The sequence below is a fragment of the Pseudomonas sp. CFII68 genome, assembly GCF_000416195.1.
Classification (GTDB): Bacteria; Pseudomonadota; Gammaproteobacteria; order Pseudomonadales; family Pseudomonadaceae; genus Aquipseudomonas; species Aquipseudomonas kilonensis.
In genome coordinates this window covers 23,594-41,549 of sequence record NZ_ATLN01000055.1, presented here as the reverse complement: position 1 = coordinate 41,549, position 17,956 = coordinate 23,594, and the positions used below count along the sequence as shown (strand labels likewise).

14 protein-coding genes are annotated in these 17,956 nt (G+C 62.2%); 6 read left to right on the top strand and 8 right to left on the bottom strand.

Annotation, left to right across the window (positions count from 1 at the left end):
• Window positions 1-35: 35 nt before the first annotated feature.
• Window positions 36-866 (bottom strand): NADPH-dependent 7-cyano-7-deazaguanine reductase QueF, encoded by an 831-nt coding sequence (queF, locus tag CFII68_RS17595; protein WP_018604890.1) that lies wholly within the window; start codon window positions 864-866, stop codon window positions 36-38.
• A gap of 61 nt (window positions 867-927) precedes the next feature.
• On the bottom strand, window positions 928-1,473 hold the full coding sequence (locus CFII68_RS17600) for a plastocyanin/azurin family copper-binding protein (protein ID WP_018604888.1): 546 nt from the start codon (window positions 1,471-1,473) through the stop codon (window positions 928-930).
• A gap of 157 nt (window positions 1,474-1,630) precedes the next feature.
• Here CFII68_RS17600 and CFII68_RS17605 point away from each other — a divergent pair, with 157 nt between their 5' ends.
• Window positions 1,631-2,311 (top strand): heavy metal response regulator transcription factor, encoded by a 681-nt coding sequence (locus CFII68_RS17605; protein ID WP_014339344.1) that lies wholly within the window; start codon window positions 1,631-1,633, stop codon window positions 2,309-2,311.
• The gene (locus CFII68_RS17610; RefSeq protein ID WP_018604886.1) at window positions 2,308-3,660 is read left to right on the top strand and encodes a heavy metal sensor histidine kinase; all 1,353 of its coding nucleotides are present in this window, start codon (window positions 2,308-2,310) and stop codon (window positions 3,658-3,660) included. Before CFII68_RS17605 ends, CFII68_RS17610 begins: the two co-directional genes overlap by 4 nt.
• Window positions 3,661-3,828: 168 nt before the next feature.
• On the opposite strand, the gene CFII68_RS17615 is transcribed toward CFII68_RS17610, so the two are convergent.
• From CFII68_RS17615 to CFII68_RS17625, 3 genes are all read right to left on the bottom strand, one after another.
• Complete coding sequence (locus tag CFII68_RS17615) at window positions 3,829-5,073, bottom strand: lipoprotein-releasing ABC transporter permease subunit (RefSeq protein WP_018604884.1); 1,245 nt, start codon at window positions 5,071-5,073, stop codon at window positions 3,829-3,831.
• Window positions 5,074-5,136: 63 nt separating this feature from the next.
• Window positions 5,137-5,820, bottom strand: a complete 684-nt coding sequence (gene lolD, locus CFII68_RS17620; RefSeq protein ID WP_162843734.1) for a lipoprotein-releasing ABC transporter ATP-binding protein LolD — start codon at window positions 5,818-5,820, stop codon at window positions 5,137-5,139.
• A 7-nt stretch (window positions 5,821-5,827) separates the two neighbouring features.
• Window positions 5,828-7,078: a lipoprotein-releasing ABC transporter permease subunit gene (locus CFII68_RS17625; protein ID WP_018604882.1), complete on the bottom strand. Its 1,251-nt coding sequence runs from the start codon at window positions 7,076-7,078 to the stop codon at window positions 5,828-5,830.
• A gap of 94 nt (window positions 7,079-7,172) precedes the next feature.
• On the opposite strand from CFII68_RS17625, the gene CFII68_RS17630 reads away from it, so the two are divergent.
• The gene (locus CFII68_RS17630; RefSeq protein WP_018604881.1) at window positions 7,173-7,769 is read left to right on the top strand and encodes a PilZ domain-containing protein; all 597 of its coding nucleotides are present in this window, start codon (window positions 7,173-7,175) and stop codon (window positions 7,767-7,769) included.
• Window positions 7,766-8,488, top strand: coding sequence for a glycerophosphodiester phosphodiesterase family protein (locus CFII68_RS17635; RefSeq protein WP_018604880.1), 723 nt, complete (start codon window positions 7,766-7,768; stop codon window positions 8,486-8,488). Before CFII68_RS17630 ends, CFII68_RS17635 begins: the two co-directional genes overlap by 4 nt.
• 42 nt (window positions 8,489-8,530) lie before the next feature.
• On the opposite strand, the gene sthA is transcribed toward CFII68_RS17635, so the two are convergent.
• Window positions 8,531-9,925 (bottom strand): Si-specific NAD(P)(+) transhydrogenase, encoded by a 1,395-nt coding sequence (gene sthA / locus CFII68_RS17640; protein WP_003183399.1) that lies wholly within the window; start codon window positions 9,923-9,925, stop codon window positions 8,531-8,533.
• Between the two features lie 211 nt (window positions 9,926-10,136).
• A complete protein-coding gene (locus CFII68_RS17645; RefSeq protein ID WP_256211716.1) occupies window positions 10,137-11,135 on the bottom strand; it encodes an FAD:protein FMN transferase in 999 nt (332 codons plus the stop codon).
• A gap of 282 nt (window positions 11,136-11,417) precedes the next feature.
• Between CFII68_RS17645 and CFII68_RS17655 the strand changes: the two genes are divergently transcribed.
• The gene (locus tag CFII68_RS17655) at window positions 11,418-12,716 is read left to right on the top strand and encodes an MFS transporter (protein WP_018604875.1); all 1,299 of its coding nucleotides are present in this window, start codon (window positions 11,418-11,420) and stop codon (window positions 12,714-12,716) included.
• 154 nt (window positions 12,717-12,870) lie between these two features.
• Here the strand turns inward: CFII68_RS17655 and CFII68_RS17660 are convergent, their stop codons facing one another.
• A complete protein-coding gene (locus tag CFII68_RS17660; RefSeq protein WP_024617303.1) occupies window positions 12,871-14,334 on the bottom strand; it encodes a glyceraldehyde-3-phosphate dehydrogenase in 1,464 nt (487 codons plus the stop codon).
• 168 nt (window positions 14,335-14,502) lie between these two features.
• Here CFII68_RS17660 and mfd point away from each other — a divergent pair, with 168 nt between their 5' ends.
• On the top strand, window positions 14,503-17,952 hold the full coding sequence (mfd, locus tag CFII68_RS17665) for a transcription-repair coupling factor (protein WP_018604873.1): 3,450 nt from the start codon (window positions 14,503-14,505) through the stop codon (window positions 17,950-17,952).
• The last annotated feature ends 4 nt before the right edge of the window (window positions 17,953-17,956 follow it).

The following is a 17,956-nucleotide window of genomic DNA, read 5'->3' as shown; positions in this document are numbered from 1 at the left end:
GCCTTCGCGAGCAAGCCCGCTCCCACATTAGATACTCATTGGCGGACCAGGCGATGGTTCGGCAGTTGGACGTCTTCAGTGCTGCGATACGGGTTGATATCCAGCCCGCCACGCCGCACATACCGCGCGTACACCGTCAGTTTCTCCGGCTTGAGCAAGCGCTGCAGGTCGAGAAAGATTCGCTCCACGCATTGCTCATGGAAATCCGAATGCTGGCGGAAGCTGACGATGTAGGCCAGCAGGCTGGCGGGGTCCAGGGCCGCGCCGCGATATTCCACCGCCACGCTGCCCCAGTCTGGCTGGCTGGTCACCGGGCAGTTGGACTTGAGCAAGTGGCTGTGCAGGCTTTGCTCGACGATGCGCGAAGCATCGCAACGCAGCAGTTCCGGGCGCGGGTGCGCGTAGGAGTCGACGCTGATGTCCAAATCGTCGATGCACGTACCGGGCAGCGCCACGATGCCTTCACGTTCCACGTCCTTGAGGCTGCGGATCCGCACGCCCACTGCTTTGCCGGCAGCCGCCAACAGGTCCTGGCGCAGGGTCGCTTCCAGGCTCGCGGTATCGGCAAACGGGGTCTGGTTCAAGGAGTTGAGGTACAGCTTGAAGGATTTGGACTCGATGATATTCGGCGAATCCGCCGGGATCGCGAATTCACCGATGGCCACCACCGGCTTGCCGGATGGCAGCAGCCACGACAGCTCGAAGCAGTTCCAGAAATCCACGCCTTTGTACGGCAGGGTCTCGGCCGTCAGGCCCAGTTCCGCCCATTTCGCCGTGCGCGGGATGGGGAACAGCAGTGACGGCGTGTACGTGGCGATGTATTCGCTGGATTTGCCCAGCGGCGAATGTTCGGCTGCGGGATGCATGACGGAAACCTGACTGAAGAATCAGCCGATTCTATCAGCCTTTGCCGCAGCCTTTGAGTGCTTACTGACTGACTGTCAGGTTGCCCTTCATCCCGGCCTGGTAATGGCCAGGGACATTGCAGGCAAATTCCAGCCGGGTAGCCTTGCCAAAAGCCCAGGTCAGCTCGGCGGACTTGCCCGGCTCAACCAGCACGCTGTTAGCATCGTCGTGGCCCATCATGCCGTCTTTACCACCGTGTCCCATCGAGGCCGGATTCATCGAGGCATGGTCCATTCCCGGCTTCATTCCGGTCGGCGTCAACATGCCGCTCTGTTGCATCTTGAGCATTTCCTGCTGGTGCTGGGCATGCATCGCGGCGTTACCGAGGTTGAATTCGTGCAACAACTGGCCTTTATTGATCAGTACGAACCGCACCGTCTCGCCCGCCTTGATATCCAGCGTACCGGGATTGAACGACATGTCGCCCATCACCACCTCGATGGTGCGACTGGCCTTGGCCGCCGGTGCGGGCTGGCCGAAATCAAAGTGCGCACCGGGCGACGCCCACAACGAGCTACTCAATACCCACGCAGAGGCGGCCAGGATCAGACGGTTTACCATCAACATGTTCATACTCCGACAAGGTAAGGTTCAACTTGCCCAAGACTCTAGATCGGTGCGGCTGCCAATTGACTGACAGTTGCATTACAACTCTGTCAGGTTGTGCCACGGCCCCGGCCGCCGCGGTATAACGCCCACGTTCAAATCATGCCCTGAGCTGCCCATGAAACTGCTGATCGTCGAAGACCAAACCAAAACCGGCCAATACCTGCGCCAAGGCCTGAGTGAAGCCGGGTTCAATGCCGACCTGGTGGCCGATGGCATCACCGGCCAGCAACTGGCCTTGAGCGGTGAGTACGCCTTGCTGATCCTCGACGTGATGTTGCCCGGCCGCGATGGCTGGCAGATCCTGCAAGCCGTTCGCGGGGCCGGATTGGATACGCCGGTACTGTTTCTCACCGCGCGGGATGCGGTACAGGATCGCGTACACGGCCTGGAACTGGGCGCCGATGATTACCTGGTCAAGCCCTTTGCCTTTTCCGAGTTGCTGGCGCGGGTACGCAGCCTGCTGCGGCGAGGCAGTTCGACGCAACAGGAAACCAGCCTACAGCTGGCCGACTTGCGCCTGGACCTGATCCGTCGCCGCGTCGAACGCAGCGGGCGGCGCATCGACCTCACCGCCAAGGAATTCGCCTTGCTGGAAATGCTCCTGCGCCGCCAGGGCGAAGTGCTGCCCAAATCACTGATCGCGTCCCAGGTCTGGGACATGAATTTCGACAGCGACACCAACGTCATCGAAGTCGCGATACGACGCCTGCGAATCAAGATTGACGACGACTTCCCCAGCAAACTGATCCACACCGTGCGGGGCATGGGCTATGTGCTTGAAGAGCGCGCCCTGTGAGGGGCCGGTGGTCGCTGAGCAGTCGCCTGGCGCTGCTGTTCGCCGCCTGCACCGCGGTGGTGTCATTGTTCGCCGGGGTCTTGTTCAGCCGTGGCAGCGAGGCGCACTTCATCGAGCTGGACCAGCAACTGCTCGAAGGCAAGCTGATCGGCCTGCGCCGGGCCCTGCAAGACCTCGACGCAGAGCAGACCCAGGCGCGCCTGGAAGATGAACTGAGCCGCCAGGCCGACCTGGCGCTGCGCATCAAGGGCAGCGATGGTGTGCGCTGGTACGACAGCTCGATCCGGATTCCAGCGCAATTGCCAGAGCGGCCCGGCCTGTCGACCCTCAGCGATGCCGACACCGATTACCGCGTATTGAATGCCCCGCTGTATCCCGACCGAGCCAATTCGCCGCAACTGACCCTGCTGCTGGACATCACCCACCACCAGCACTTCCTGCAACGCATGCAGCGCCTGATCTGGCTGACCGTCGGCCTCTCGGCCCTGGCCACCGCCCTGCTGGGTGCCTGGGCCGCCCGGCGGGCCTTGCGCCCCTTGCGGCGCATGGGCGCCATCGCCAGCAACGTCTCGGCCCGCTCACTCAACGCCCGACTGCCCGAAGAGCAAATGCCCGCCGAACTGGCGGAATTGGCCCACAGCATCAACGCCATGCTCGGACGCCTCGACGATGCGTTTCAGCGGCTCTCAGCGTTCTCTGCCGACATCGCCCATGAATTGCGCACGCCGCTGTCGAACCTGCTGACCCACACCCAGGTCACCCTCACCCGCGAACGGCCCCTGGAGGATTACCGCGAGGCGTTGCACAGCAACCTCGAAGAACTGCAATGGATGGCGCAACTGGTCAACGACATGCTGTACCTGGCCAAGGCCGACCACGGCCTGCTGGCGCTCAATCGCGAACCGCTGCAATTGGCCGAAGAGGTGGACGTGCTGCTGGACTTCTTCGCGCCCCTGGCCGAAGACGCCAACGTACGCTTGAGCCGCGAGGGCGAGAGCCGCATTGAGGGTGACCGCAACATGCTGCGTCGGGCGCTCTCCAACTTGCTGGACAATGCGCTGCGCTTCACCCCCGCTGGCGGCGAAGTGCGGGTGCGCATTGTCGATGAGGCTCAAGGGGTGAACATCAGCGTGGAAAACAGTGGCGAGGGGATTGCAGCGCACTTGCTGCCGCGCCTGTTCGACCGCTTCTACCGCGCCGACCCGGCTCGCCAGGAGGGCAGCAGCGAACACGCGGGACTCGGACTGGCCATCACCCGCTCGATCATCCGCGCCCATGGCGGGCAGATTCGCTGTGAATCAGCCGATGGTTGGACGCGGTTCCTGATCGAATTGCCGAAGGGGGACTAAGCCCGACACAAATCCCTGTGACGAAGAGACTTATCTGTGGGAGCAAGGCTTGCCCGCGATGCAGACGCCTTGTTTCCCCCGCAGACCGCGTCGCCTGCATCGCGGGCAAGCCTTGCTCCCACAGCGGAGTCTTCAGCAAGCCCTTCTGCCACAGAGGTCTGTGTCGTATCAGGAATACCGCAACGCCTGCGCCGGTTCGATCTTCGCCGCACGCCACGCCGGGTACACGGTGGCGAGGAAGCTCAGGATGAACCCGGCCGAGCAGATCAGCACCACGTCGCCACGCTGCAGCTCCGACGGCAGGTTGCTGACGAAGTACACGTCGGAACTGAAGATGTGCTGGCCGCTGACCCGTTCCAGCCAGCCCACCAGCGCACTGACGTTCAGCGCCGCGATCACCCCCAGCACGCCGCCAATCAGCGTGCCGACAACGCCGATCACCGTGCCCTGGACCATGAAGATCGCCATGATCTGCCGCGGCGTGGCGCCGATGGTGCGCAGGATCGCGATGTCCGCGCCTTTGTCGTTCACTACCATGATCAGGGTGGCGATGATGTTGAACGCCGCCACCGCGACGATCATCAGCAGCAGCAAGCCGATCATGGTTTTTTCCATTTTCATGGCACTGAACAGGCTGCCCTGGGTGTGGGTCCAGTCGTCGGCCTTGTAGGCCGCGCCCAGGCCGGTGGCGATGTCACCGGAGACCTTGGGCGCCGCGTACAGATCCTTCACCGCCAGGCGCACGCTTTGTACCTGGTTCGGCTGCCAATGCTGCATCTGTGCGGCATCGGCCAGGTGGATCAGCGCCATGGAGCCGTCCAGCTCGGCGCCCACCTTGAACACACCCACCACATTCAGCCGCTGCATCCGTGGGGTGATGCCACCGGGGGCCGTGCTGACTTCCGGCACGATCAGGGTGATTTTGTCGCCGACGTTCAAGCGAAAGCGCCGGGCGGTGATTTCGCCAATCACCACGCCAAACTCGCCTGGTTTCAAGGCATCGAGACGCCCCTGGACGATATGCTGGGCGACGATGGACACCTTGCCTTCCTGGGCCGGATCGACGCCGCTGATCTGGATCGGCTGCATCGAGCCCTTATGGCTCAGCATCCCTTCCATCTCGGTAAACGGCACGGCAGCGATGACTTCAGGATTTTTCAGCGCCGCGGCGGCCACCGGCTGCCAGTCGTCGATCGGATTGACGCCGACGAGGGTAGCGTGGGGCACCATGCCGAGGATGCGCGAACTCATTTCGCGCTGGAAGCCGTTCATCACCGACAACACCACGATCATCGCCAGCACACCCAGGGCGAGGCCGATCATCGAGGTCATGGAGATGAACGAAACAAAGCGATTGCGGCGCTTGGCGCGGGTATAGCGCGTGCCGATAAAAATCGATAACGGTCTGAACATTCGCGGGGCACCGTATGAAAATAAAAGACCCGGCACGTGTTTCAAGTACCGGGTTTCGGTCGGTCAGATGGGCGTCAGGCAACCTTCCTGCAAGTGCAGGACGCGGTCCATCTGCCGGGCCAGGTTCATGTCGTGAGTCACCACCAGGAACGCGGTGCGCATCGACGTGCTGAGCTCCAGCATCAAATCCTGGATGCCTTGGGCGGTGTGGGAGTCGAGGTTGCCGGTCGGCTCGTCGAGCATCACCAGGCCAGGCTTGTTGACCAGGGCCCGGGCAATCGCCACGCGCTGGCGCTCACCACCGGACAGCTCGGCCGGCTTGTGCTCCAGGCGATGCCCCAGCCCTACCCGCTCCAGCAACGCCGTGGCGCGCTGACGGGCCTCGGGAATCGCCGTGCGACCGATCAACAGCGGCATGCAGACGTTTTCCAGCGCGGTGAACTCGGGCAGCAAATGGTGGAACTGGTAGACGAAGCCCAGGGAGCGGTTGCGCAGCAGGCCACGGGCCTTCTCGTTCAGCGCCGAAAGCTCTTCGCCGGCCAGCCAGACACTGCCGGCGGTTGGCGTATCCAGGCCGCCCAGCAGGTTGAGCAAGGTACTTTTGCCCGACCCGGAGGTGCCGACAATCGCCACGCGCTCGCCAGGATGCAACTCCAGTTGCAGGCCCGACAACACCACCACCGACTCTGGGCCTTCCTCGTAGGATTTGCCCAGGTTGCGGCAGCTCAAGATTGCTTTTTCACTCATGCCCGACTCACTCATAACGTAACGCCTCCGCAGGCTGGGTGCGCGCGGCACGCCAGGCAGGATACAGGGTGGCGAGGAAACTCAGGACCAACGCGGCGCCGCAGACCATCAACACGTCATCGGCCTGCAATTGCGATGGCAGGTAGTCGATGAAGTACACGTCGGCGTTGAGAAACTTGTGCCCGATCAGGCCTTCCAGTCCGGCAATCGCGGCGCTGACATTCAGCGCGGCGAACATCCCCACCAGGGCGCCGACGAACGTACCGATCACACCGATGACCGTGCCCTGGACCATGAAGATCCGCATGATCTGCCCCGGCGTGGCGCCGAGGGTGCGCAGGATGGCGATGTCGCCCTTCTTGTCGTTCACCACCATCACCAGCGTGGAAATGATGTTGAACGCCGCCACGGCAACGATCAGCAACAGCAGCAGGCCGATCATGGCTTTTTCCATGCGGATCGCCTGGTACAGGTTGCCGTGGGTGCGGGTCCAGTCCCGGGCGTAGTAGCGGTCTTCGCCGAGCTGCTGGGCGATGGTCCACGCAACGCGCGGTGCCTGGAACAGGTCGTCGAACTTCAACCGCAGGCCCTGGACCTGATCCGGCTTCCAGCGATGCAGGCGCGCCAGGTCCTGGAGGTTGGTGACGCCCAGGTAACCGTCCAGCTCGCCGGCGCCGACATGGAAAATGCCGACCACGGTAAAGCGTTTCATGCGCGGGAACATGCCGCCCGGGGTCACGGTGACCTCCGGGGCGACGAAGGTCAGCTTGTCGCCGATGGCAACGCCGAGCTTGGCCGCGGCTTTGTCGCCGATGACGATGCCGAAACTGCCTGGCGCCAGGTCGTCGAGTTTGCCCTGCTGCATGAAGTTGTCGATGATCGACACCTGCCGCTCGAGCCCGGGGTCGATGCCATTGAGCAAGACCTTTGACACCTTGCCGTCGTTGGTCAGCAGCCCCTGCATCTGGATGAACGGCGCAACGGCCAGCACCTGCGGGTTCTGCTTGACCTTGGCGGCCAGGCTCGGCCAATCGCTGATGGCTTCGCCGGATTCGAGGGTCGCGTGGGGCACCATGCCCAGCACGCGGGTGCGCATCTCATGGTCGAAGCCGTTCATCACCGAGAGCACGACGATCATCACGACCACGCCAAGGGCCAGCCCGATGATAGACGTCAGGGAAATGAACGATACGAAATGATTGCGACGCTTTGCACGGGTATAACGCGTGCCGATAAATACGAAGAGAGGTCTGAACATGTCGGGGCTTGTTCGGAGGGAAAAGGAACGTCCTTGTGGCGGGGGTCACAAACCAGCTTTACACTCAGACCACCGCCGCTACCATGGGTTCGCCATGTCGACATTAGATGAAGAAGATCGCCGCGAATACTACCGTATCGAGGACACGATCGCACTGGAAATTCGGCCCCTGTCCATTCCTGAAGCTGCTGGCCAGGAAGTGTTGCAGGATGCTTCTCCATTGTTCAATCTGCTCAGTGAATTGCACCTGAGCGAATTCGAATCACAGCACCTGCTACGCCAGATCAGCGAGCGCGAACGCAGCATCGCGGCGTACCTCAAGGCAATGAACAAACGCATCGACCTGCTCAGCCAGGTCATTGCCCTCACTGCGCTCGGCGAAATCGGCGAACCGCAACCGGTGATCATTTCCGAAGGCGGTATCGACTTCCAGTCCCCTACCCCCATCGCGGTGGGCGCGCACCTGTCGGTCAAACTGGTGCTGATGCCCCAGGCCCTCGGCTTGTTGCTGCGGGCGCGGGTCACCCACTGCGACCCCAAGGGCGACGGCTACGACGTGGGCACCGAGTTTGAACGCCCGACCGACGCCCAGCGCCAGTTGCTGGCCCGCTACATCCTGCAGAAACAGGCGCAAGAGCGTCGCCTGGCCCGGGAACAGAACGACTCAGGTATCAATAAGGAAGAACCGTGACCCTCATTTATGGCCACCGCGGCGCCAAGGGCGAAGCGCCGGAAAACACCCTGACCGGTTTTCAGGAGTGCCTCAAGCACGGCGTACGCCGTTGCGAACTGGACCTGCACCTTTCGATGGACGGCGAGTTGATGGTGATCCACGACCCGACCCTCAAGCGCACCACCGATCGCCGGGGCAAAGTGGTCGAGCATACCGCCGCCGAGCTGGTGACCTACGATGCGCGCAAGGGTGGCCCGGGCTGGATCAAGCCGTGCCCGATCCCACGTCTGGAGGAGCTGTTCGAAAAGTGTGATTTCGAGCACTGGCAACTGGAGGTCAAGAGCGCCTCGCGCACCCGCGCCGCCGCCACGGTGCTGGGCATTCGCGAAATGGCCCAGCGTTTCGGGCTGCTGGACAAAATCACCATCACGTCCAGTTCCCGGGAAGTGCTCAAGGCAGCCCTGGACCTGACCCCGGACATCTCCCGCGGACTGGTGGCCGAATACGCCTGGCTCGACCCGTTGAAGGTCGCCCAGAGTTACGGCTGCGAGATTCTGGCGCTGAACTGGACCCTGTGCACGCCGGAACGCCTGGTCAAGGCGCAGCGCCAGGGGCTGCATGTGTCGGTGTGGACCGTCAACGAGCCCGCGCTGATGCGCAGGCTCGCCGACTTTGGCGCTGACAGCCTGATTACAGACTTTCCCGGTTTGGCCACTGCCACCCTCGAGAATTGCTGAAATCGGTCTCCCCGGCCGGCTCAGGCCACCGGCCGGAGCCGCTCAAAAAAGCCGGTTGAGCCCGTCATAGGCCGCTACCCGATAGGCTTCGGCCATGGTCGGGTAGTTGAACGTGGTGTTGACGAAGTACTTCAACGTGTTCAATTCGCCGGGCTGGTTCATGATCGCCTGGCCGATGTGCACGATCTCCGACGCCTGGTAGCCGAAGCAGTGCACGCCCAGCACTTCCAGGGTCTCGCGGTGGAACAGGATCTTCAGCATGCCTTGCGGCTCGCCGGCGATCTGCGCCCGCGCCATGCTCTTGAAGAAGGCCTTGCCCACTTCATAAGGCACCTTGGCCTGGGTCAGCTCCTGCTCGTTCTTGCCGATCGAGCTGATCTCCGGAATGGTGTAGATGCCGGTCGGTACGTCGTTGACGAAGCGCCAGCTGCCGTTGTCGACAATGCTGCCAGCGGCCGAGCGGCCCTGGTCGTGGGCGGCACTGGCCAGGCTCGGCCAGCCGATCACATCACCGGCACCGTAGATGTTCGGCACGCAAGTGCGGTAGTTCTCGTCGACTTCGATCTGGCCGCGGCTGTTGACCTTCACGCCGATGTTTTCCAGGCCCAGGGTGTCGGTGTTGCCGGTACGACCGTTACACCAGAGCAAGGCGTCGGCCTTGATCTTCTTGCCGGACTTGAGGTGCAGGATCACGCCATTGTCGACGCCTTCGACGCGGTCGTAGTCTTCGTTGTGGCGCACGGTAATGTTGTTGTTGCTGAAGTGATAGCTCAGGGCCTGGGAGATTTCCGAGTCCAGGAAGCTCAGCAACTGGCCGCGGTTGTCCACCAGCTCCACCAGCACACCCAGGCCGCTGAAGATCGAGGCGTATTCGCAACCGATCACGCCAGCGCCGTAGACGATGAGCTTACGCGGGGTGTGACCCAGGCTCAGGATGGTGTCGCTATCGTAGATACGTGCATGGTTGAAATCGATGTCGGCCGGACGATACGGGCGCGAACCGGTGGCGATGATGATGTGCTTGGCCACCAGCTTCTCGACCACGCCATTGCCACAGACCACTTCGACCGTCTGCTCGTCGGCAAAGCTGCCGGTGCCGAAGAACACGTCCACGCGGTTGCGGGCGTAGTAACCGGTGCGCGAGGCCACCTGCTTGGAGATCACCTTCTCGGCGCTCTTGAGCACGTCCGGGAAGGAGAACCAGCGCGGCTCGCCGATGGCCCGGAACATCGGGTTGGTGTTGAACTGCATGATCTGCCGGACCGAGTGACGCAAGGCCTTGGACGGGATGGTACCCAAGTGGGTGCAGTTGCCGCCGACCTGCCGACGGCTGTCGACCATCGCCACCTTGCGCCCTGCCTTGGCCGCGTTCATTGCCGCGCCTTCCCCCGCCGGGCCAGAGCCCAGTACCACCACGTCGTAGTTGTAGACAGCCATGCGTACTCCTCAGAACAGGCCGCTGTGCCTCACTTGGCACCGACGGCTAAATCATGCCGGCCCGCGGCATGAAGGAACAATTTGGGGCCGGTTCACGAGCCCGGCCACAGTCTATAGAAGCGTCAACGCCGCGCACATTACCCCTTGGTCGCGTCGTAGGCTAGTTTTGCCTGCGCTATTTCGCCACAGGTCGCCTTTCATGACGCTGTCATCATTGGGCTTTTCCGCTGCTTATGCGCTCAAACGCATCGCTGGTACGTGTGACAAAGCCATTGCCATCGCGCAACACGAAAAATACCCCAATGCCATGTTTCTCGGCATAGTCCCAACCCCGTTCAGGACCGAGAATCAGCAACAGCGTCGATAGTCCATCGGCCATCAACGCCGAAGGATGAATCACCGTGACTGACGCCAGGTTATGTAGGACCGGCGCACCAGTACGAGCATCAAAGGTGTGGGAATAACGCCTGCCGCCCTGTTCGAAATATTTACGGTAGTCGCCCGAGGTGGAAACCCCGTAGCCGTTGACCTCGATGACACGCTCGGCCACTTGCCGATCGTCCCGGGGTTCTTCCAGGGCGATACGCCAGGCCGAACCATCGGGTTTACGCCCGACGGCCTTGAGTTCTCCGGTGGCTTCGGCCAGGTAACTGTCAATACCCAGGGCCTGGAGCCTGGCGGCGATGCGGTCGACGGCATAGCCCGCAGCGACACTGTTGAAGTCGACTTCCACTGCGGCGTCTTTGCACAACTGGTCGCCCTCGATGCGCAAATGACCATGACCGACGCGCTGGCGCACCAAGGTCAAGGCTTCGGCGGTCGGTACTTTTTCTTCGCGAGACTGGGGACCGAAGCCCCACAGGTTCAGCAGCGGTTCCACGGTCAGGTCGAAGGAGCCGTCGCTTTGAACCGACAACTGCTCACCTACGCGGACCAACTCCAGGACCGGGCCAGGCATGACCTGACAGCTGTTGGCCGGCAGCGCGTTGAAACGCTCGATGTCCGAGTCGCTGCGATAGGTCGAGAATTGCCGATCCACTTCAGCAAGGATGCTTTCCACCTCGGCCTGCACCGTTTTCGCAGTGGGCCCGGCGGAATGCCTGACGTACTGAATCGAATAATGACTGCCCATGGTCGGGCCGCCGAAGCGCTCCAGGGTGTCGCCGTTGCCGCAACCCGACAACACGCCGGCCAGCACCACAAGCCCCATCCATCGTCCAGTTAACAAATCTTCATCTCCCCTCAAAACCGCGCCGGCCATTATGGACCCCAGCGCGCGCAAAAACCTGTGGGAGCCAATGGAGCCCTGTGGGAGCAAAGCTTGCTCGCGATGCAGGCGATACGGTTTAGCTGCAAGACCGCGTCATCGTTCATCGCGAGCAAGCTTTGCTCCCACAGGCTCCCAAGCTCCCAAGCTCCCAAGTACCAGGTTCCCAGGTTCACACCGGGTGCAGCGCCTTCATACAAGATTTGCCAGAGCGAGTACCTACACATGTCTTCCAACACGAGCAACGGCAAGGCGATTTTTCGCGTTGTCAGCGGCAACTTCCTGGAGATGTTCGACTTCATGGTCTACGGCTTCTACGCCACGGCCATCGCCAAGACATTCTTCCCCGCCGACAGCGCGTTCGCCTCGCTGATGCTGTCCCTGGCCACGTTTGGTGCTGGGTTCCTGATGCGTCCCCTCGGGGCGATTTTTCTCGGTGCCTACATCGACCGCCACGGCCGTCGCAAAGGCTTGATCATCACCCTGGCGCTGATGGCCATGGGCACCATACTGATCGCCTGCGTGCCGGGCTACGCAGTCCTCGGCGTGGCGGCCCCCTTGCTGGTGTTGCTGGGCCGATTGCTGCAAGGCTTCTCCGCCGGCGTGGAACTCGGAGGCGTGTCGGTTTACCTGGCGGAAATCTCGACGCCGGGGCGCAAGGGCTTCTTTGTCAGTTGGCAATCCGCCAGTCAACAGGCTGCCGTGGTGTTCGCCGGCCTGTTGGGGGTGGGCCTCAATCACTGGCTGAGTCCCCAGGAAATGGGGGATTGGGGCTGGCGCGTACCGTTCCTGGTGGGTTGCATGATTGTCCCGGCGATCTTCATGATCCGTCGTTCGCTGGAAGAAACACCTGAGTTCCAAGCGAGAAAACATCGTCCCAGCCTGGCGGAAATTATCCGTTCCATCGGTCAGAACTTCGGTATCGTCTTGGCCGGCATGGCGCTGGTGGTGATGACCACGGTGTCGTTCTACCTGATCACCGCCTACACACCGACCTTCGGCAAGGCCGAGTTGAACCTGTCGGACGTGGATGCGCTGCTGGTCACGGTGTGCATCGGCTTGTCGAATTTCTTCTGGCTGCCCGTAATGGGGGCGTTTTCCGACAAGATCGGACGTAAACCCCTGCTGCTCGGTGCGACGGTCCTGGCGATCCTCACCGCCTATCCCACGCTGTCCTGGTTGGTGGCGAACCCCAGTTTCAGCCATTTGCTGATCGTCGAGCTGTGGTTGTCGTTCCTGTATGGATCGTACAACGGTGCAATGGTCGTGGCCTTGACGGAAATCATGCCGGTCGAGGTGCGCACCACCGGTTTCTCGCTGGCCTACAGCCTGGCAACAGCGACGTTCGGCGGGTTTACCCCGGCGGCTTGTACCTACCTGATTCATGTACTCGACAACAAGGCTGCGCCGGGGATATGGCTCAGTGGTGCGGCGGTGCTGGGGTTGATTGCGACCTTGGTGCTGTTCAAGGGCAATCGGCATGCACTGCGGACAGCGCAGGCCTCTGTAGTAGGCGGCGCCTGACAGATCGCCTTCGCGAGCAAGCCCGCTCCCACAGTTTGTCCGCGTACATCCTGTGGGAGCGGGCTTGCTCGCGAAGAGGCCGGCCCAGCCAACACAAACCTCCAGATACAAAAACGCCCCGACAAGTCGGGGCGTTTTCACAAGCGGCTAAAGCTTAGCGCGGGAAGGCTGGCGGGTTTACACCGGCCATGTCTTCCATCACGCGAACCACCTGGCAGCTGTAACCGAATTCGTTGTCGTACCAGACGTACAGAACAACGCGGTTGTCTTGGCTGATGGTCGCTTCAGCATCCACGACACCGGCGTGGCGCGAGCCGACGAAGTCGGTGGACACCACTTCCTGGGAATTGACGAAGTCGATCTGCTTGTGCAGGTCGGAGTGCAGCGCCATGTAGCGCAGGTACTCGTTCATTTCTTCACGGGTGGCGGCTTTCTCAAGGTTCAGGTTGAGAATGGCCATCGACACGTTCGGCGTCGGCACACGGATCGCGTTGCCGGTCAGCTTGCCAGCCAGCTCAGGCAGGGCCTTGGCAGCGGCGGTGGCAGCACCGGTCTCGGTGAGGACCATGTTCAGCGCGGCGCTGCGGCCACGGCGGTCGCCCTTGTGGAAGTTGTCGATCAGGTTCTGGTCGTTGGTGTACGAGTGAACCGTTTCGACGTGACCGTTGACGATGCCGAACTTGTCGTTCACCGCCTTGAGCACCGGCACGATGGCGTTGGTGGTGCAAGAAGCAGCGGAGACGATCTTGTCGTCAGCGGTGATTTCGCCGTGGTTGATGCCGTGAACGATGTTCTTCAGCTTGCCTTTGCCAGGCGCAGTCAGCACGACGCGGTCGATGCCCGGGCAGGCCAGGTGCTGGCCCAGGCCCTCGGCATCACGCCATACGCCGGTGTTGTCCACCAGCAGTGCGTCCTTGATACCGTACTGGGTGTAGTCCACCTCGGTCGGGCTCTTCGCGTAGATCACCTGGATCAGGTTGCCGTTGGCGAGAATGGTGTTGTTCTCTTCATCGATGATGATGGTGCCGTTGAACGAACCATGGACCGAATCACGACGCAGCAGGCTGGCGCGTTTGGTCAGGTCGTTCTCGGCGCCCTTGCGCACCACGATGGCGCGCAGGCGCAGGCCGTCGCCGCCACCGGTTTTTTCGATCAGGATGCGCGCCAGCAGACGGCCGATACGACCGAAGCCGTACAGGACCACGTCAGTGCCTTTGCGAGCCGAAACGTTCTGCTGGCCAACCACATCGGCCATCTCTTCACGAACGAACTGTTCGGCGCTACGGCCATTGCCTTCGTTACGGAATTTGAACGCCAACTTGCCCAGATCCACCGAAGCCGAGCCGAGCTTGAGCTCGCTCATGGCTTTGAGCAGGGGGAATGTTTCGTGGACGGAGAGTTCGCTGTCGTCGGAAGAACGGTGGCGCGCAAAGCGGTGGGCTTTGAGGATCGCGATGACAGACTGGTTGATCAGGCTGCGGCCATAGATCGAGCTCACCACGTTGTTATTGCGGTAGAGCTGACCGATGAGAGGGATCATCGCTTCTGCGAGAGCTTCACGATCAATCCATTCACCAAGACACTGGTCGGGCTTCTGAGTCACGGTAACCTTCCACATGTAGGGGCTGAAAAAAGGGGCTACATTATGCCGCCGAGTCCTCGGCGGAGCAATGCGCGCCTGTCGCACCGTGGTTTTCCTGTCTGCCCGGGTAGTCTGCGACTGACAGCAGCCCCCTTCCCCCGCTACAATTGTCGACTTTGTCGCAATGCTGGAGCTCAATCTTCCGTGCCCGTTCTGCGTCTTCCGCTTCTCCCTGCCGCGGCAGGTAAACAGCACTGGGGCAACCTGCCCGGTGCCGCCCTGAGCCTGGCCATCGCCGAGGCTGCCAGCGCTGCAAAGCGCTTCACCCTGCTGCTGACCGCCGACAGCCAAAGCGCCGAGCGGCTGGAACAGGAGCTGAGTTTCTTCGCTCCGGATTTGCCGGTCTTGCATTTCCCGGACTGGGAAACCCTGCCCTACGATCTGTTTTCGCCGCACCAGGACATCATTTCCCAGCGAATCGCCAGCCTTTATCGGCTGCCGGAACTCAGTCATGGCGTTTTGGTAGTGCCGATCACCACAGCCCTACATCGCCTGGCACCGACCCAATTCCTGCTGGGCAGCAGCCTGGTGCTGGACATCGGCCAGAAGCTTGATGTCGAGCAAATGCGTACCCGCCTTGAGGCCAGTGGCTATCGTTGTGTCGACACGGTGTACGAACACGGCGAGTTCGCGGTACGCGGCGCCTTGATCGACCTGTTCCCGATGGGCAGCAAACTGCCTTATCGCATCGACCTGTTCGATGACGAAATCGAGACCCTGCGCACCTTCGACCCGGAAAACCAGCGCTCCATCGACAAAGTGCAGTCGATCCGCCTGTTGCCGGCCAAGGAGTTCCCGCTGCAGAAAGACGCCGTGACCCGCTTCAAGGCCCGCTTTCGCGAGCGCTTCGATGTGGATTTCCGGCGCTGCCCGATCTTCCAGGACCTGAGCAGCGGGATCACGCCCGCCGGCATCGAGTACTACCTGCCGCTGTTTTTCGAAGAAACCTCCACCCTGTTCGATTACCTGCCCCAGGACACCCAGGTGTTTTCCCTGCCGGGCATCGAGCAGGCCGCGGAAAACTTCTGGAACGACGTGCGCAACCGCTACGAAGAACGTCGCGTCGATCCTTCCCGGCCTCTATTACCGCCGGCCGAGCTGTTCCTGCCGGTGGAAGACTGTTTTGCCCGCCTCAAGAGCTGGCCACGGGTGGTGGCGAGCCAGCAGGACGTGGAAACCGGCGTCGGCCGTGAACGTTTCCCGGCCAAGGCGTTGCCGGACCTGGCCATCGAAGCCAAGGCCACGCAACCTCTGGCGGCGCTGGCCGGCTTTCTCGATGCATTCCCCGGTCGCGTGTTGTTCACCGCCGAATCCGCGGGTCGTCGCGAAGTGCTGCTGGAGCTGCTTGAGCGTCTGAAGCTGCGACCGAAGACGGTGGACAGCTGGCCGGACTTCGTCGCCGGCAAGGATCGCCTGGCGATTACCATCGCGCCGCTGAACGACGGCCTGGTCCTGGATGACCCAGCCTTGGCACTGGTGGCCGAAAGTCCTTTGTTCGGCCAGCGCGTCATGCAGCGCCGCCGTCGCGAAAAACGCGCCGACGCTGCCAACGACGCTGTCATCAAGAACCTCACCGAACTGCGCGAAGGCGCGCCCGTGGTGCACATCGACCATGGCGTAGGCCGCTACCTGGGCCTGGCGACGCTGGAAATCGACAGCCAGGCCGCCGAGTTCCTGACCCTGGAATACGCCGAGGGCGCCAAGCTCTACGTGCCGGTGGCGAACCTGCACCTGATCGCCCGCTACACCGGCAGCGACGACGCCCTGGCCCCGCTGCACCGCCTGGGCTCGGAAACCTGGCAGAAAGCCAAGCGCAAGGCGGCCGAACAGGTACGCGACGTGGCCGCCGAACTGCTGGACATCTACGCCCGCCGCGCGGCCCGCGAGGGCTATGCCTTCGCCGATCCGAAAGCCGACTACGAAACCTTCAGCGCCGGTTTCCCGTTCGAAGAAACCGTCGACCAGCAGACCACCATCGAAGCCGTGCGCGCCGACATGCTCGCGCCCAAGCCCATGGACCGACTGGTGTGTGGCGACGTGGGCTTCGGCAAGACCGAAGTGGCGATGCGCGCCGCGTTCATTGCCGTGCACGGCGGCAAGCAGGTGGCGATCCTGGTGCCGACCACCCTGCTCGCCCAGCAGCACTACAACAGTTTCCGCGACCGCTTTGCCGACTGGCCGGTGACCGTGGAAGTGATGAGCCGTTTCAAATCCACCAAGGAAGTGAACGCCGCCGTGGCCGACCTGGCCGAGGGCAAGATCGACATCGTCATCGGTACGCACAAGCTGCTGCAGGACGACGTGAAGATCAAGAACCTGGGGCTGGTGATCATCGACGAAGAACATCGCTTTGGCGTGCGCCAGAAAGAACAGCTCAAGGCCCTGCGCAGCGAAGTCGACATCCTGACCCTGACCGCCACGCCGATCCCGCGCACGCTGAACATGGCGGTGTCGGGCATGCGCGACCTGTCGATCATCGCCACGCCGCCGGCCCGGCGCCTGTCGGTGCGCACCTTTGTCATGGAGCAGAACAAAAGCACGGTCAAGGAAGCCTTGCTGCGTGAGTTGCTGCGTGGCGGCCAGGTCTATTACCTGCACAACGACGTGAAGACCATCGAGAAATGCGCCGCCGACCTGGCCGAACTGGTGCCCGAAGCGCGGATCGGCATCGGCCACGGGCAAATGCGTGAGCGTGAACTCGAACAGGTGATGAGCGACTTCTACCATAAGCGCTTCAACGTGCTGATCGCCTCGACCATCATCGAGACCGGCATCGACGTGCCGAGCGCCAACACCATCATCATCGAGCGTGCCGACAAATTCGGCCTGGCCCAGTTGCACCAGTTGCGCGGCCGAGTCGGGCGTAGCCACCACCAGGCCTATGCCTACCTGTTGACGCCACCGCGCCAGCAGATCACCCCGGATGCGGAAAAGCGCCTGGAAGCCATCGCCAATACCCAGGACCTGGGCGCCGGCTTCGTGCTGGCCACCAACGACCTGGAAATCCGTGGCGCCGGCGAACTGCTCGGCGACGGCCAGAGCGGCCAGATCCAGGCCGTCGGCTTCACCCTGTACATGGAAATGCTCGAACGCGCGGTCAAGTCGATCCGCAAGGGCGAACAACCGAACCTCGACCAACCCCTGGGCGGTGGGCCGGAAATCAACCTGCGGGTGCCGGCACTGATCCCGGAAGACTACCTGCCGGACGTCCACGCGCGGCTGATCCTCTACAAGCGCATCGCCTCGGCCAGCGACGAGGAAGGCCTCAAGGACCTGCAGGTGGAAATGATCGACCGCTTCGGCCTGCTGCCGGAACCAACCAAGAACCTGGTGCGCACCACGCTGCTCAAGCTCAAGGCCGAACAACTGGGCATCAAGAAAGTCGACGGCGGCCCCAACGGCGGCCGGATCGAGTTCGAGGCCCAGACGCCGGTCGATCCACTGGTGCTGATCAAGTTGATCCAGGGCCAGCCCAAACGCTACAAGTTCGAAGGTGCCACGATGTTTAAATTCATGGTGCCCATGGAGCGCGCGGAAGAGCGCTTCAATACCGTAGAAGCGCTGTTCGAGCGCCTCACTCCGACCACTGCTTGAAGGA

Coding starts and splice junctions, on each gene's coding strand:
- CFII68_RS17625 (WP_018604882.1), bottom strand. CDS start 7,078: ATGTTCAGACCTCTCTTCGTATTTATCGGCACGCGTTATACCCGTGCA.
- queF (WP_018604890.1), bottom strand. CDS start 866: ATGCATCCCGCAGCCGAACATTCGCCGCTGGGCAAATCCAGCGAATAC.
- CFII68_RS17600 (WP_018604888.1), bottom strand. CDS start 1,473: ATGTTGATGGTAAACCGTCTGATCCTGGCCGCCTCTGCGTGGGTATTG.
- CFII68_RS17655 (WP_018604875.1), top strand. CDS start 11,418: ATGTCTTCCAACACGAGCAACGGCAAGGCGATTTTTCGCGTTGTCAGC.
- CFII68_RS17660 (WP_024617303.1), bottom strand. CDS start 14,334: ATGTGGAAGGTTACCGTGACTCAGAAGCCCGACCAGTGTCTTGGTGAA.
- CFII68_RS17645 (WP_256211716.1), bottom strand. CDS start 11,135: ATGGGGCTTGTGGTGCTGGCCGGCGTGTTGTCGGGTTGCGGCAACGGC.
- sthA (WP_003183399.1), bottom strand. CDS start 9,925: ATGGCTGTCTACAACTACGACGTGGTGGTACTGGGCTCTGGCCCGGCG.
- CFII68_RS17630 (WP_018604881.1), top strand. CDS start 7,173: ATGTCGACATTAGATGAAGAAGATCGCCGCGAATACTACCGTATCGAG.
- lolD (WP_162843734.1), bottom strand. CDS start 5,820: ATGAGTGAAAAAGCAATCTTGAGCTGCCGCAACCTGGGCAAATCCTAC.
- CFII68_RS17605 (WP_014339344.1), top strand. CDS start 1,631: ATGAAACTGCTGATCGTCGAAGACCAAACCAAAACCGGCCAATACCTG.
- CFII68_RS17615 (WP_018604884.1), bottom strand. CDS start 5,073: ATGTTCAGACCGTTATCGATTTTTATCGGCACGCGCTATACCCGCGCC.